Annotated in this window: 8 protein-coding genes and 1 pseudogene; 1 reads left to right on the top strand and 8 read right to left on the bottom strand. The window is 58.6% G+C overall.

Annotated features, from left to right (window positions below; genetic code table 11):
- Positions 1-772: 772 nt before the first annotated feature.
- Positions 773-2,360: pseudogene (locus QRN20_RS26860) on the top strand (ATP-binding protein); the annotation flags it as partial.
- A gap of 17 nt (positions 2,361-2,377) precedes the next feature.
- Here the strand turns inward: QRN20_RS26860 and QRN20_RS09810 are convergent.
- The 8 genes from QRN20_RS09810 to QRN20_RS09845 all read right to left on the bottom strand — a co-directional run bounded on the left by QRN20_RS09810 (position 2,378) and on the right by QRN20_RS09845 (position 14,155).
- Positions 2,378-3,475, bottom strand: coding sequence for a DUF1513 domain-containing protein (locus QRN20_RS09810; protein ID WP_122413645.1), 1,098 nt, complete (start codon positions 3,473-3,475; stop codon positions 2,378-2,380).
- Between the two features lie 16 nt (positions 3,476-3,491).
- Positions 3,492-4,556 carry an imelysin family protein gene (locus QRN20_RS09815; RefSeq protein WP_004881463.1) on the bottom strand — a complete coding sequence of 355 codons (1,065 nt, stop codon included), beginning with the start codon at positions 4,554-4,556 and terminating at the stop codon, positions 3,492-3,494.
- Between the two features lie 34 nt (positions 4,557-4,590).
- The gene (locus QRN20_RS09820) at positions 4,591-6,018 is read right to left on the bottom strand and encodes a di-heme oxidoreductase family protein (RefSeq protein ID WP_122413646.1); all 1,428 of its coding nucleotides are present in this window, start codon (positions 6,016-6,018) and stop codon (positions 4,591-4,593) included.
- A gap of 103 nt (positions 6,019-6,121) precedes the next feature.
- A complete protein-coding gene (locus tag QRN20_RS09825; protein WP_240994245.1) occupies positions 6,122-7,198 on the bottom strand; it encodes a hypothetical protein in 1,077 nt (358 codons plus the stop codon).
- A complete protein-coding gene (locus tag QRN20_RS09830; RefSeq protein ID WP_122413648.1) occupies positions 7,191-7,883 on the bottom strand; it encodes a hypothetical protein in 693 nt (230 codons plus the stop codon). Before QRN20_RS09830 ends, QRN20_RS09825 begins: the two co-directional genes overlap by 8 nt.
- 352 nt (positions 7,884-8,235) lie before the next feature.
- Positions 8,236-11,715 carry a toxin VasX gene (locus QRN20_RS09835; protein ID WP_122605974.1) on the bottom strand — a complete coding sequence of 1,160 codons (3,480 nt, stop codon included), beginning with the start codon at positions 11,713-11,715 and terminating at the stop codon, positions 8,236-8,238.
- Complete coding sequence (locus QRN20_RS09840) at positions 11,712-12,596, bottom strand: DUF4123 domain-containing protein (protein WP_217669946.1); 885 nt, start codon at positions 12,594-12,596, stop codon at positions 11,712-11,714. The genes QRN20_RS09835 and QRN20_RS09840 overlap by 4 nt, the downstream gene beginning before the upstream one ends.
- A gap of 200 nt (positions 12,597-12,796) precedes the next feature.
- Positions 12,797-14,155 (bottom strand): imelysin family protein, encoded by a 1,359-nt coding sequence (locus QRN20_RS09845; RefSeq protein WP_122605978.1) that lies wholly within the window; start codon positions 14,153-14,155, stop codon positions 12,797-12,799.
- Positions 14,156-14,259: the final 104 nt, after the last annotated feature.

Consider the following 14,259-nt stretch of genomic DNA (forward strand, 5'->3'; position numbering starts at 1 on the left):
ACAAGGCCGATCTGTTCGATGCCAGCGGTACGCTCTTGAAACTGGGGCCCAGACACCTGTTCAGTATCAACACCCAGGCACTGGACCTGACCCTTTTGCCCCGAGACGAGCACCTCTGGGTGCATATCACCGGCACTGACTTTTATGAGAGGCTCGACGACGAAGCCATCGCGTCGTTTCGCGCCTGCTTCCAAACCAGCCTGGAGTCCGAGTCAGACAGCATCTATCGAAGCGAATACCTCGCAGGCCAAGTGCTCGAGGCTGCGGCGCAGTCAGGTATCGACCTTTCGCAGATGACGTTTGAGCAGTTGGAGCAGCACATCCGGCAGTTCTGCACACCGCTCTACAAACAAGGCTATGAAAGGGGCATCCATGACCATGACGCTGCCTTGATACTCCAGCAGGTGATGCCGTGCATGGCGTCGGCCGGTCTGTTGCATTTCAGTCCATCGGCAAGAGCGTTCGCATTGATTGCCTGGCACCTGCCAGAAACATTCGAGGCCAGGATGACGGACTTGCAGCGCCGGGCCCGGTCCTGCGCTGCTGTTCTCAGGTTGTTCAATCACCCGGATGGCATGATCGAGATTCGCAGGGACATTGCGCTGACGCTCGAGTCTTTCGCGGTGGCGACGGGTTTGCCGGTTTCACCCCTGATCGTGTCGGAAAGCGCCGATTACCTTGCGCACGTATTGACGCAAGACCGTCCGGTTTTCGAAATCAGTGGGCATGGCTGGGACATTCTCGGAGCGCTCGAGCGGCGTCTGGAGTCTGACGCGTGTGGAGTGGAACTGAGCGATGCGGTGCAGGCGATGGCAAACGACCTGCGGGGACAATGGTTGCTCATCGGGCACTGGGTGATGGGCCTCTGCAGCGACTCCGGACAGGACGCGCTTGCTCACTTTGCACCGGAAGCGACAGCCTTGCTGTTGCTGCGTTTCGCCGGCAAACCGACGCTACGGGTCAATACGTTTTCCGTGAACGTCCGCATTGACGGTCTTCTGGGGGAGCATCAGAGACTCGACTCGGGTTCCCTTGCGTTCTCACTGGATGATTTCTTCACGCGCCTGCGCACGCACCGTGAGCTTTTCATTCCCCAGATGCACCGCTATCAGTCGTGGCGACAATCGGTTCTGCGTCGTGAGCGTGAGGTGCTGCGCATCAACGATCTGCAGGCACGTCCTCTGACCTCTTTCGTTCGCAATCAGCTGATCAACGAGGTCTACCTGCCGCTGATCGCCGACAATCTGGCCAAGCAGATAGGTACCGCCGGGGAGGGCAAGCGCAGTGACCTGATGGGCCTGCTGATGCTCATTTCTCCGCCCGGTTACGGCAAGACCACACTGATCGAATACGTAGCGTTTCAATTGGGGATGGCGCTGGTCAAGATCAACGGGCCTGCCCTGGGCCATCGCACGAGTTCACTGGACCCTGCGCAAGCGATCGACGGGCCTGCGCGCATGGAGCTTGAAAAACTCAACCTGGCGCTTGAAATGGGCAACAACGTCTGTCTGCTGATCGACGATATCCAGCACCTGTCACCCGAGTTTCTTCAGAAATTCATTTCGTTGTGCGACGGCTCCCGGCGTATCGAAAGCGTCTGGAAAGGTCAGCCCCGAACCTGCGACCTGCGTGGCAAGAAGTTCTGCATTGTAATGGCGGGCAACCCTTACACGGAGTCGGGCGAGCTGTTCAGGATCCCCGATATGCTGGTCAACCGCGCTGATGTCTACAACCTTGGCGAAGTGTCGGGTGGCAACGAAAGTGCTTTTGCCTTGAGTTACCTCGAAAACTGCATGACGTCCAATCCGGTCCTGGCACCTCTGGCCAACCGGGACATGCAGGACTTTTACCTGTTGGCCGGGCACGCTCAGGAAAAGACGTTCAGCACCAGCGATCTGAGCCATGAATACAGCGGTGCAGAAATCACCGAACTGACTGAAACAATCCGCCGCCTGATGACGATTCGGGAGGTGTTGTTGCGCGTCAACGCAGCCTACATCGACAGTGCCTCCCAGGCGGATGAGTACCGAACCGAACCACCGTTTCGTCTTCAGGGCAGCTATCGCAACATGAACAGACTGGCGGAGAAAGTATCGGCGGTCATGAACGAAGCAGAGATCCACAAGTTGATATCAGATCACTACCGTGGCGAGTCACAGCTGCTCACCCAGGGTGCAGAAGAAAACCTGCTCAAGCTGACCGAGCTGTGCGGACGGCTGACCGAAGAACAATTCACTCGCTGGGAGACGATCAAAAAGGCGTTCGTTCGCAATCAGCGCATGGGCGGTGATGACAAGGATGTGGGCAACCGAATCGTCGCCCAGCTCAGCGATGCCGTTGAAGGCATTCGGGCCATTGCCGATCAGGGGCGCCGCGCTTAGACCAGATGCAAATGGTTATCCCAGAAACCGGTCGGAAGCTCCAGCGGCGTGGCCAGCAACTCCGGTTTGCGGCAGTCGTAGAAGCGGCAGCGGCCCTGGCCGGAGGTCACGACAAAGCCGTCAGCCACAGCACCGACGCCAGCACAGTCGGGCAGCGGCGCGTCGAGTTTTACGGCACCGCTGTCCAGGTCCCAGATAAAGAACCGGTTGCCCCGAGGCGCGGTGAGCGCGACCAGGCGCAGGTCGCTGTGTACCGCGACACTGGCGGTGTAGTGATTCATGGCGCGCAGTTGGTCTTCTGCGACCGGAAAGGGCTGGAATGGCTGTCCTGGACGCTTGATGGCCAGCAGCTCGGACAACTCGTGCGAGTCCCCCATGAATTGCTGTCCGGAAACAATGGTGCCGTCGCTGGCGATGCCCATGTGGCGCACGCTGTTCATCTGTTGAGCCAGGGTTTCCTTGCTCAGCAGTGTGCCGTCGCGCTGCATCAGCACCAGACTGGGCTGCATGGCATTGAGATTCATCTCGACGCGGCTTTCCGCCTCGGTACGAATGCCTCCGTTGGCCACCACCAGGGTTTCGCCGTCCGGCATCCAGGACACCTGATGCGGGCCGATTCCGTGGGTTGGAATCTCTGCCGAATGCACCAGTCGTTCATCGACGAATCGATACACGCCCAGCAGCCCGCGGCCGGGGTCGCGGGTATCGTTTTCGGTGGCGTACAACCATTCACCGTCGCGGTGGATGACAGCATGGCCGTAGAAATGTCGATCGGATAGAGAGGTGATGGTCTGCAGCAGGCTCCCGTCGCGCAAGTCGAGCAGGTAGCTTTCGGTGCCCGGACGCCGCGCAATGAACACCGCCAGCGGCAGGGAAGGGTGATTGATGATGTCGTGGCAGCGCTGGCCGACCTGAGTGGCGAACACTTGCGTGCCGTCCAGTCGGTAACCGACCGCGAAATGCCGGCCTTCTGCATCGTCCCGGGCCGACAGCAGCAGCGGCCCCTGATCCTTCTGCTTGAACAGGGTCCAGCCACCCAGCGTAAAAGCGCTGAGCACCAGACTGCCAATGGCCAGGACCTGACGTCGAAACATCACTTCACCCTCTCGATCAATCGCCGTCGTTGGCGTTGAAACCCAACTGAATGCCCAGCGCCTTGGCCAGTTCGCCTTCGTGCAGACGATGGACCGCGTTCAGGCTGTCGTAGAACGCATTGAGTTGCTGGCGTCCGGCTTCGGTCGCCAGCAAGTCGGACAATGGCGGCTTGAGCTCCGCCAGCAGTTTGCGGCTGGCAGCGTAAGCCGCATCGATTTTGTCAGCCAGCGGTTTCTGCTCGGCGGGCAGCAGGCCGCGCAAGCCCTTGTTATCGACTCCGGTCCACACGGTTTCGGCGCTTGCCAGACTGGCTTCCAGGCTGCTGAGCGACGCTTTACTGCGCCATGCATCAGCCTGGAAAGGCTGCGGCTGGCCTTTGCTCTGGCGACCCAATGGAGTACCGAGCTTTTTCTTGAGGCTGTCCAGCGCTGTCACCTGGACCCGCAGCAGCTCGGCAATGGCTTCGTGAGAGTCGGCGTAACGCTGATTCGGAAACTTGCTGAGCTGCGCGAGCATGCCGTCGTTGCTGTTCCAGCGGCTGAGGATTTCTTCGGCCAGGGTCTTCTGACGATCACCGATGGCCATTAGCAATGGGCAGTAACGGGCTTTCTGCTCGGCATTGGCCATGTCGATTTCAGCGTCGAACAGAATGTATTCGTAAGCGGACAAGCCCTGGACCACGACACTGGCCTTGGACAGCTCTTCTGCGTTGATCTGCGGCTGGGCAGTCACCAGTTGCTCGACCTGACGTCCGACCAGGTTCTTTTTGTCCGGCCAGAACTGCACCTGCCAGGCGCGGTTGCCCTCGGCCAGCGGACCGATCAGCAACGGTTGCAGTTCAGCCCAGGTTTTCTGCGCTTTCAGGAAGTCCGCACGGGCCGTTGCCAGATCAGTCTTGCCCTGACAGAACGCCAGCGCACTGCTTGCCAGTTGACGGTCGGCATCCACCCAGCGGCTGTAAGTCGGCAGGATCACCTGTTTGGCGATGGCCGCAGACGTGACGGCCTGAGGGTCGGATGGCGAACAGGCACCCAAGGCGAGAGCCGCAAGGCTGGTCAGCAACAACTTGGGTCGGAACATGTCCGGCTCCTTATGCGTGAAAAAGAGGAAAAAATCACAATGAATTCAGAAAGGCCAACAGCGCCTCGCGCTGTTCGGCGTTGAACGCCAATACCTGTCGCTGTGCCGCCTGGGCTTCGCCGCCGTGCCAGAGTATCGCCTCAAGGGCGTTACGCGCGCGACCGTCGTGCAGCATCTGCGTATGACCGTTGACCGCAGCGGTCAGGCCAAGCCCCCAGAGTGGCGGCGTGCGCCACTCGCGGCCGGTCGCCTGAAACTCGGTGCGATTATCGGCAAGTCCGTCGCCCATGTCATGCAACAGCAGATCGGTATAAGGCCGAATCTCCTGATTGGCGAGTTCAGGCTCGGCGGCGTCTGCCCGAGTCTTGAAAGACGGGACATGGCACTGTTGGCAGCCTGCCTGGAAAAACAGGTTCTTGCCCGTCAGCACCTGCGGGTCGTCGACGTTACGTCGCGCCGGAACACCCAGGTTACGCGTGTAGAACTCGACCAGCCGCAAAATGTTATCGCTGACCTCTGGCTCGCCGTCCGGACCGTTCCCGTTCGGTGCCGCCAGACAATCGGTCTGGGCCGGTGTGCAATCGTCGAAACGGCGCAGGCTGGTGGTCAGTCCCATGTCGCCGGAAAACGCGTGCACATTTTGCTGATTGAGGTTGGGTTGTCCGGCTTTCCAGCCAAAACGTCCCATGACGACTTTTTGCTGCGCGTCGTCCCAGACCCAGTTGGCCCGCCCCGAGATGCCGTCGCCATTCTTGTCGTCAGGGTCGGCGTTGGCCAGAACGGCTTCGTCCGCAATTGCCTCCAGCAGACCGAGGCCGATCATGGGCGGCGCAATCCTTGCCGAAACATGGGTCTCGGGATGCATGGGGCCGTAGCCCAGTTGGGTGATACGCAAGGTAGGCTGGCGCAGTTCGACGGCGGTGCCGTCCCGGAACTTGACAGTGAGCGCATCGTACTCCACGCGAACCTTGCCTTCTGGCGTGACGCCTGGATTTGCCATGTCCTGCAACTGACCGCCGTAGTTCGGTTCGGGCAGCACGCCGTTACGCTGTATCAGGTCTGCAAAGGCCGGATCGTCAGGAATCGACAGCCTGACCAGTATCGACACGGCATTTGTGTCTCCGGCTTCGGGCGGATGGCCGCGACCATCCTTGATGTGGCAGTTCTGGCACGCATTGGTATTGAACAATGGTCCCAGCCCGTCACGCGCGGTGGTGGTCGAGGGCGCAATGACCCAAGGGCTGCGAAAGAAGCTGTTGCCCACGCTGAAGTCCAGACGACGTACCGGTGACAGATTGGCCGACGGCAGGGAAAACGCATTCTGGTCACTCTTTTTGACGGTAGCACTGCCGCCAGACAGTGCTTCGCCCGGTTCGGCGTGCGTGAAACGCGGGGCGTCATCGCACGCGCTCACGACCAGAGTCGTGAGCAGCGCAAGAGACAGACGAAACCGCGTAGCCATACACATCCCAAAAAGTGGCGAAAATCAGGGCGTGCAAGCTTATCAGCCTCGTGCGGTTTGAATAAGAGGGATTATCGTTTGCTGTCATTGAGGTAACGTGTTGTTACGAATTCTCAAGTTCAGTGACGGGGCGTGCTGTCCCGCCAGGTTTCGGTTGCATACTGAAATGATCGAACACCGTCAGTCCTTTGCGAAGCGTCTTGCGCACCGCCTTGCTCTGCTCAATCAGCTCATCACTGGGGTGTTGCCGTTGCTCGGGCGGCAAGGGTTTTGACCAGTCGAGCACGGCCTTGGGAAAGGCTTTCTTGGGCAGGCGTTCGACCCAGGCGGCGATGCGGCAGGGCAGGGTCCAGCCGCTGCAGAACTGGATGAGCAGAAAGCCGAACAGGTAACGGATGTACCAATGATCGTAGCGGTAGCCCTTGCGACACATGTGGAAGAACTCCACCGTGCCTTCTTCCATGTTCTCGCCCATCATCGGCAACGGCAGTGCGCTCGGGCCTTCCTCCATGTAAGCGCGAATCGCCTCCCACTCGCCGACCGCCATGCCCAGTGTGTAGCTGGGCACGGTGAGCCATACGACCTGCCCATCCGACGCGTCCCGCAGGCCGATCATCAGGGCGAACTTCTGCTGCGTGCCGTATTCGGTGGCGACCATGCTGCTGCTGACGCAGGCGATGACGTCTTCCCAAGGGATGAAGCGGGGCGGTTCTCCGCGCTTGGCGACGTAGGCGACTTCGCGGCGTTGGCGGTTGAAGCGGGTGGGTGGGATGGTGGAGTGGGGGTACACGGCTTTGACAAAAAAGTAGAGATACATTAGCGACAAACCACCAATGAATATCCATACAAAAGGGTGTGTCAGAAATAGCGTCAGAAAAATATCAAATACTGGGCGTCCAAACTTCACATAGTCGTTAATACCCAATCCTATGGATGTCAGCGCGAAAAAAAGTGCAACAGACAGCACTGACCCGATAGAACAACGAACTGCGAACTCCACAGCTGCGCAGCCCAATCCAAAGTCCAGATAAACGTCATGTGCATCTTGATGAAGGCTGCGGGAGCTGAACGCAGCGACACCTGTTGGTACGGGCCGTGGTGCAAGGTAGAACACTTCAGCGCATGACTCATTCTCCGTATCGCCAGCTTGTGGCAACCGGTCGTACTTGTTCTCAGGCATTTTCGCTGACCTTGTTTTTTCCAACCCTGTCGAAGTGATCGAACACCGTCAGCCCTTTGCGAAGCGTCTTGCGCACGGCCTTGCTCTGTTCAATCAGTTCGTCGCTGGGGTGTTGCCATTGCTCGGGCGGCAAGGGCTTTGACCAGTCGAGCACGGCCTTGGGAAAGGCTTTCTTCGGCAGGCGTTCGACCCAGGCGGCGATGCGGCAGGGCAGGGTCCAGCCGCTGCAGAACTGGATGAGCAGAAAGCCGAACAGATAGCGTATGTACCAGTGATCGTAGCGGTAGCCCTTGCGACACATGTGGAAGAACTCCACCGTGCCTTCCTCCATGTTCTCGCCCATCATCGGCAACGGCAGTGCGCTCTGGCCTTCTTCCATGTAAGCGCGAATCGCCTCCCACTCGCCGACCGCCATGCCCAGTGTGTAGCTCGGCACGGTCAGCCATACGACCTGCCCGTCCGATGCGTCCCGCAGGCCGATCATCAGGGCGAACTTCTGCTGAGTACCGTATTCAGTGGCGACCATGCTGCTGCTGACGCAGGCGATGACGTCTTCCCATGGGATGAAGCGGGGCGGTTCTCCGCGCTTGGCGACGTAGGCGACTTCGCGGCGTTGACGGTTGAAGCGGGTTGGAGGGATGGCGGAGTGGGGATAGACGGCGTGGACGAAGCAGCAGAAATACATGAGTGCCAACCCTCCCGCGAACCCCCACAGATAATAATTCGGCAAAAACAGAGTCAGAAAAATTTCAAAAACAGGAGCTCCATATCTGAAATGATCATCAATCCCCAACCCTATGGATACCAGCAGAAACCAAATTACAACGGACATAACTGAACCGATACTACAGCGAACCGCAAATTCAACCGTCGCTGCGCTCAATCCGAAGTCCAGATAAACGTCATTTGCATCCTGATGAAGGCTGCGGGAGCTATAGGCGGCAACACCTGTTGGTACTGGTCTTGGTGCAAGGTAGAACACTTCAGTGCCGGGCTCTATTTCCGTGTCACCTACTTGTGGAAGACGGTCGTATTTGTCAGATATCATTCAAACTTTCCCTTGTGATCTGTGTTGCTGGAAGTTGACGGTTCTCTACCGGTTCGTCGGTCGATGCGTTGACAGGTTTGCTCACTATGTCCATGCCAAGCGGAATGCGGTAAGTCAGGTAGCCTTCATCGGCTTTCAAGTAAGTTGTTACCAGTGCAGGTTTGACCGCCACACGCACAACCAGCTGCGCGTGATGGCTTTGCCAGCTGTTCGGAACTTCCAGTGCAAGAATCAAGGGCGATGCCGCGACTATCGAGAGCCCTTGGCGAAGGACTTCGCTGACATCCTGTTTATCGGACAGGTTATGCAACTCGGCCGACCATCGTAATGAAGTGGCGTCGAAGCTGGCCCAGGTCAGACCGGGCAACACCAACTGCAGGCTGCGCACAGATTCGCCATCAATCTCGCGACGAATCATGCCCTTGTCGATAAAAGTGGGACGCAAGTTAGCCTCAGCGAGCTTTTGCGCATGAGCGGGCCAATCCCAGCCCTGAGGCTCTTTGCCCCAGAGAGAGCTGAGCAACCACCTCTGTTGGTCATCAAGATTGAAATAGTTGTAAAGCGTTTCGCCGCCTAATTGCAGCGCTGCTGAAATAAGCGCCCAAGGCGTCATGTTCATCCAAAATCGTAGGAAGCGTGCGCCTCGGGTTGCCCAGGCCATATTGGCGACCAGTTTTCGCTCTGCTACAGGTGCTGCTCTGATCTCCCTAAGTAGGCCATATAATTCAATGCCGGCGTTGCCAGTTAGTGCCCCATTAACAACGGTAGATCCGATATCGCCCACCAGTGCCGTTCCTGCACCGAGCTTTTCACCTGTTGTGCCAGCGCTGAGTGCCGTACTCCATTTTTCCCAGTTATTCCAAGCTGTCCCTACAGCGCCAATCAGACCGAGTGGCACTATGAATGCCCCCAAACCCAACCCTAATTTTCCCACGCGGACTGCAAATAATCCTCCCGCTATTCCTGTAGGGTTGGTTGTCAGCCTACGTAGTACGTTGTCGATAATCGCGATATGTGCGGATTGATAAACTGAAAGCGCTGCTGCTACGGGAGAAAACAAGGCACCGCCTGTTATCACCATCTCCTTCAAAGACCTATTTCCCTTAGTCCTCTCCCAAACATCCCAAGCATCCCCCAGATTCCCGATCTGCAACATCATCGCCAGCAACGGAAACAAGCTGCCTTTGAACGCGCTCCCGACAGCCCCCTGAGTCCCGTACCCCCTTGCCGCGCCAGCCCGATAACGCGCAATTTCGTCTTCCAGAACCCGCAACTGCGCATCGCTGATGTTCAATTTCACCCCGATGGCTCCATTGATGGGTCTGCCGGTAGGGGTGATGGCGCTCTCCAGTTCGCGGCGTACGGCGGCCAGCTGGTTGCGGGTTTGTAGCAACTGCTGCTGGATGTACTGTTTGTCGTACATCAGCTCAGTGCGTTGGGTCGGCGTCAGTGAGCGTTTGTTGCTCAGTTTGCTCAGACGGGTTCGCTCGCGGATCAGATCGTTCTCGGCCTCGATCAGGTGATTCAGGCGCACGAACGCGTCGCGGTATTTCTGCACATCGGTTTCGTTGGCAACGTTCAGCGTGACGGCTTCCTGCTGCATGGCTACCAGCGCGCCCAGGCGTTGCGCCCGATTGTTCTGCTTCAAAAATGTGTTCAGGTGCTGACGCACTTCCGTGTCGTTCAGTTTGCTGTGCATATCCCGCAGCCACTGCTCCATACGCAGGGCGATGGACGGTATGTAGCTGGCGATGACCGCCTGATGCAGCGGGCGTGCGGCTTCAGGCAGATTCAGGCTCAGGGTCCAGTGATGGCCCATGACATGGCTGACCTTGGTGATACGGTCCTGAGCATCGGCAAGCGCTGCGCCAAAGTTTTTGATGCCATCCAGCAGTTTGATCAGGTCGCTCGATTTGGAGCGCAGGAATTCCAGATTCAGGCGTCCATAAAACACCGGCAGAATGTAATGCGGGTTGTCGTGAAAATAGTCGCTGACCCTTTGCAGGCTTTCTTCCGTGCGGCACAGGTCGCGGGTGCAGTTGAGCTCCATGGCCAGTGCGCTTTTCAGCTGGTCAGGATGGTCCGGGTCGAAGTACCAAGCGCTTCGGTAGAGTTCGCTCTGGGTGAACAGGCTGATCCGGTCATGAGTGATGTCATCCAGTCGCTGGGTCCAGCGCCTGAGGTGCGAACGCTCCTGATTCAGGTAGCTTTGCATCTCGTCATGACGAACGAGATCGTTGATGCCCCGGGAACCCAGCCCCACACCGTTCAGCGTGCCCTGACTGTTTTCATCCAGCGCTTCGATATCCTCTTCGAGCTCCCCATGGAGCTTTTCGCCCAGCGCCGATCTCATCTGCGCCTGTTTGTTTTCCATGTCCAGCCTGGCAAACCGCTGCTGAAAGCGCTCGTTGTAATCGGCGCCCCTCCTGTAGGCATAGTGGCCGTCGGGGGTCCTGGAGGGCTCTGGCCCCAAACGTTTTTCACGGCGCCACTGGTTACGGGCGTTGATGAAGTCGTAGATGCGCGAGCGCTGCTGCGGCGTGGTCTTCTTGAGCAGCTTTGAATCGGGATTTACCTGACGGGCATTGGTGTCGCCCACGGTCATCAGCGTGTCGATGTAGGTGGCAGTGAGAAAGCGGGTTTCGTTGTTGTTTCGCTCACGCCATTCTTCTATCCAGCCGACCACGGTGTCCTGCTCTTCGGCCAGATCGCGCAGGATGCCGATGCTGTCGTCGAGCACCAGATACAAATGGCTTTTCTCGTGCAGCGGCTTGATCAAGTGCTTGAACTCGCCAATGTGGGCTTCGCGAAACAGAGGCTGATGCTCCCAGACGTAATCCTGCTGTTCTGCCTGCGAGATATCGGGTGTGGCGCAGTGCTGGGCAGGTTGCTCGGCCAGTTCGGCGAGCTGCTCACTGACCTGCTTCTGGACCTTCAGGTGGACGCCGCCTTTCAGGCAGTCAGCCTTGGCCAGATCCACTTTCTGCATGAAGTAGAAACGATCCGCAGCGTTGCCCAGCGCCTGGGCACATTTGGCTGCGGTCCATTGCAGTTCCGAGTAGGCAACATGCAGGATGCTGTCGTTTGGGAAGACCAGCGCGTGTTCTCCCGTGCTGTTCTGCCGAATGTCCTGAACAACCTCGGCGCCTTTCCAGAGCAGCTTGGTCGGGACGCCGTTTTCGACTCGGTATTCATGCAGGTAGCCGGTGCGTTCTTCGATCACATACAGGTAGCCGTCTCGAAGCAGACGCAGACCCAAAGGGCGTTTGAGGCGCGCGTAAACTTTGGAATCCGGTTTGCTGCCAAGCCGTTCCACCCGTCCGTAGCGCAGTGGAAGCAACTGGATGTTGTTGGTGGGGGCTGGGCAGGTGTTCGGTCTACTGTGCGAATCGACATGTTCCCTGGCCCTGGATTCCCAGTAGGCCTTGTCCTTGGCAGGCAGTGTTTTTGGATTGTCTTGCGGGTTCATTGCGATGCTCCTTCCTGCTGCCGGGCGTCCAGCACCACGAGCCAGTGGGCCCGCTCGATGCGCTGTGAGGGGGTCAACTCAGAGGTGTCGCGCAGCAGTGCCCTGATCTCGGGATGAGCATCCTCAGGCTGATCGGCGAGAAAGAGGACAACGTTGGCGTAATGGAAGATGTCGGCTTCACTCTTGAAGCCTTGTTCGTAGGCAGTGCTGGCCAGCCTGTGCACCTGTTCGTAGCGCGTCTTCAATGACACGTCGGGCAGGTAAACCGGAAAGAAACGGCGCAGATGCTGATCGAGGTTGACGACGGTCAGGCGAAACATGACGTCGCCCAACGCGTCGATCTGCTCGGCGCTCAAGCGATAAGGGATTTTCGGATCATGGGGCATCGATTCGCCGATGCGTCCGTGACTACCCCACTGCTCGGTCATCCTGTCGGGTGCGTAGACATGATCGATAGGGCCAAACAGGCGATTGTCGAAGTGCCCCGGATGCATGCCGAACAGGGCGTTGGCCAGTGATGTGTCCGAAAGGTTCATGTAGCAGGTCTGGCCTGTCGGCATCTCGACAAACATCAGCCAGCGCAAATGGTCGATGAGGGTTTTCCGGTCCGCCGGGCTGAACAGCAATAGCCCCCATTCCTCGCGCGCATGGTCGAGAAAGCGCGCAAGCATCGGATCATAGGGATCCTCCAGTTGAATCAGCGCAGGAGAGACGTTCAGGCTCTCGCTGAGCCGGGTCTGCGAAAACAGCATCGTGCGGACCCCGCTCAGCTCCCATTCGGCGATCCTCCTGTTCAGGTTCGGAACGCTCATGGGATTGAGCAGCAGATAGGCATTTTTCGACCACGGCAGGTCGTGGGGACCGGTTTCAAACTCGGGCATGAGCGCGCCTTGAAGAGGGCATGAGGCGCGGATAGTCGGTGGTGCAAGAGGTGCAATCAATACGCTGGAAGGGGTTTGGGAAAGGCCCTACAGGCAGCGCTGAAAAGTCACTGGCAGGTCATGCAAATCGTGTCATCCAGACAAAAAAAATGCCGGTCAGCAAGACCGGCATTTGGGGACATCCAGACAGCGACGGTGGATCAGAACTCGTGGTCAGCGTTGTCCGGGTTCAGATCGGTGATGCCCAGCTTGCCTGCCGCCTGCTCGATAGCGCCGGTCTGCTTGACCAGTGCGGCGATGGCGTCACGAACAACCTGATTGCCAGCTGTGTTGCCTGCTGCGATCAGTTGATCGAAGTGCTCGCCCTTGTTGGCATGGTCGACGATGACCTGCAGCTTGGCCTGGGTATCGTCCAGGTCGGCGCGCAGGGTGGCGTCGGTCGCAGGGTCTACCTTGGCGACCAGCGACGACAGGCTCGGGCCGCTGATCCTGGTGCTGTCGGTGCGGGTGTATTCGCCCAGGTAAACGTTGCGAATGCCCTTGCCGTTGTAGAAGTGCGAGTTGTGCGTGTTGTCGCTGAAGCAGTCGTGTTCGTCTTCGCTGGAGTTGGCTTCCAGCGCCACTTTCATGCGCTCGCCCGCCAGTTCGCCCAGCGACAGGCTGCCCATGCCGAACAGCATCTTGCGCAGACCGTCGACGCCGGATTCGGCTTCCAGCGTAGCGCGGTAGTTATCGGCGACGCCGGCTTTCCAGTTGCCGGACATTTCTTCGAGGTCGCTGACCAGCAGGTCGGTCACGGCTTTCAGGTAGGCACGACGACGGTCGTTGTGGCCGCCGGTTGCGCCAGCGCCTTCCAGGTAATCGCTGGCTGGACGATTGCCGGCGCCAGGGCCGGTGCCGTTCAGGTCCTGGCCCCACAGCAGGAATTCGATGGCGTGGTAGCCGGTGGCAACGTTGGCTTCGGAACCGCCCAGTTCATTCAGGCTGGCGAGTTTCTCTGAAGTGATCTGCTTGACGTCGACCTTGTCTTCGCCCACCTGGATTTCAGTATTGGCGATGATATTGGCGGTTGCGCCAGGGTTGCCCAGTGCGTGCTGGTAATCCTTGGCAACGTAGTCGATCAGGCCTTCGTCCAGCGGCCAGGCGTTAACCTGTCCTTCCCAGTCGTCGATGATGGTGTTGCCGAAGCGGAATACTTCGCTCTGCATGTAAGGAACACGTGCGGCAACCCAGGCGTCGCGAGCGGCCTTGAGGGTTTCGTCGTTCGGCTTGGCCAGGAATGCATCGACGGCAGTGCTCAGTTTTTTGGCACCGGCTTCGGCATCGCTGAAAACAGCGGAAACCATGTTCGCGTAGTTGGCGACCACAGCCTTGGCGGCGGCGTCATCGGTCTGGGCTGCGGCAGGTGTGGCGGGTGCAGCCGGTGCTGGCGCGGCGGCCGGAGCAGCAGGCGCAGCCGCGGCAGGTGGAGTTACAGCCTTGTCCTTGCCTTCGCCACAACCGGCGAGAGAGATAGCGATGGCCAAGAGACTGGCGGTTGCCAAAGGCATACGAATCATGACGGAATCCTGCGTTCATAGGGGTGAAGGCGCAGAGCGCCCAGAAAATCTGCGACATAATGCGAAAGATTTGCATTCGATGTAAAGGCAAAACGCCTGTCGAG

The sequence above is a fragment of the Pseudomonas sp. fls2-241-TYG-175 genome, from assembly GCF_030209155.1.
GTDB lineage: Bacteria > Pseudomonadota > Gammaproteobacteria > Pseudomonadales > Pseudomonadaceae > Aquipseudomonas > Aquipseudomonas viridiflava.

Excerpts from the sequence above, each read along its gene's own strand:
- QRN20_RS09835 (WP_122605974.1), bottom strand. The coding sequence starts at position 11,715 with ATGAACCCGCAAGACAATCCAAAAACACTGCCTGCCAAGGACAAGGCC.
- QRN20_RS09825 (WP_240994245.1), bottom strand. The coding sequence starts at position 7,198 with ATGCCTGAGAACAAGTACGACCGGTTGCCACAAGCTGGCGATACGGAG.
- QRN20_RS09840 (WP_217669946.1), bottom strand. The coding sequence starts at position 12,596 with ATGCCCGAGTTTGAAACCGGTCCCCACGACCTGCCGTGGTCGAAAAAT.
- QRN20_RS09830 (WP_122413648.1), bottom strand. The coding sequence starts at position 7,883 with ATGTATTTCTGCTGCTTCGTCCACGCCGTCTATCCCCACTCCGCCATC.
- QRN20_RS09810 (WP_122413645.1), bottom strand. The coding sequence starts at position 3,475 with ATGTTTCGACGTCAGGTCCTGGCCATTGGCAGTCTGGTGCTCAGCGCT.
- QRN20_RS09845 (WP_122605978.1), bottom strand. The coding sequence starts at position 14,155 with ATGATTCGTATGCCTTTGGCAACCGCCAGTCTCTTGGCCATCGCTATC.
- QRN20_RS09815 (WP_004881463.1), bottom strand. The coding sequence starts at position 4,556 with ATGTTCCGACCCAAGTTGTTGCTGACCAGCCTTGCGGCTCTCGCCTTG.
- QRN20_RS09820 (WP_122413646.1), bottom strand. The coding sequence starts at position 6,018 with ATGGCTACGCGGTTTCGTCTGTCTCTTGCGCTGCTCACGACTCTGGTC.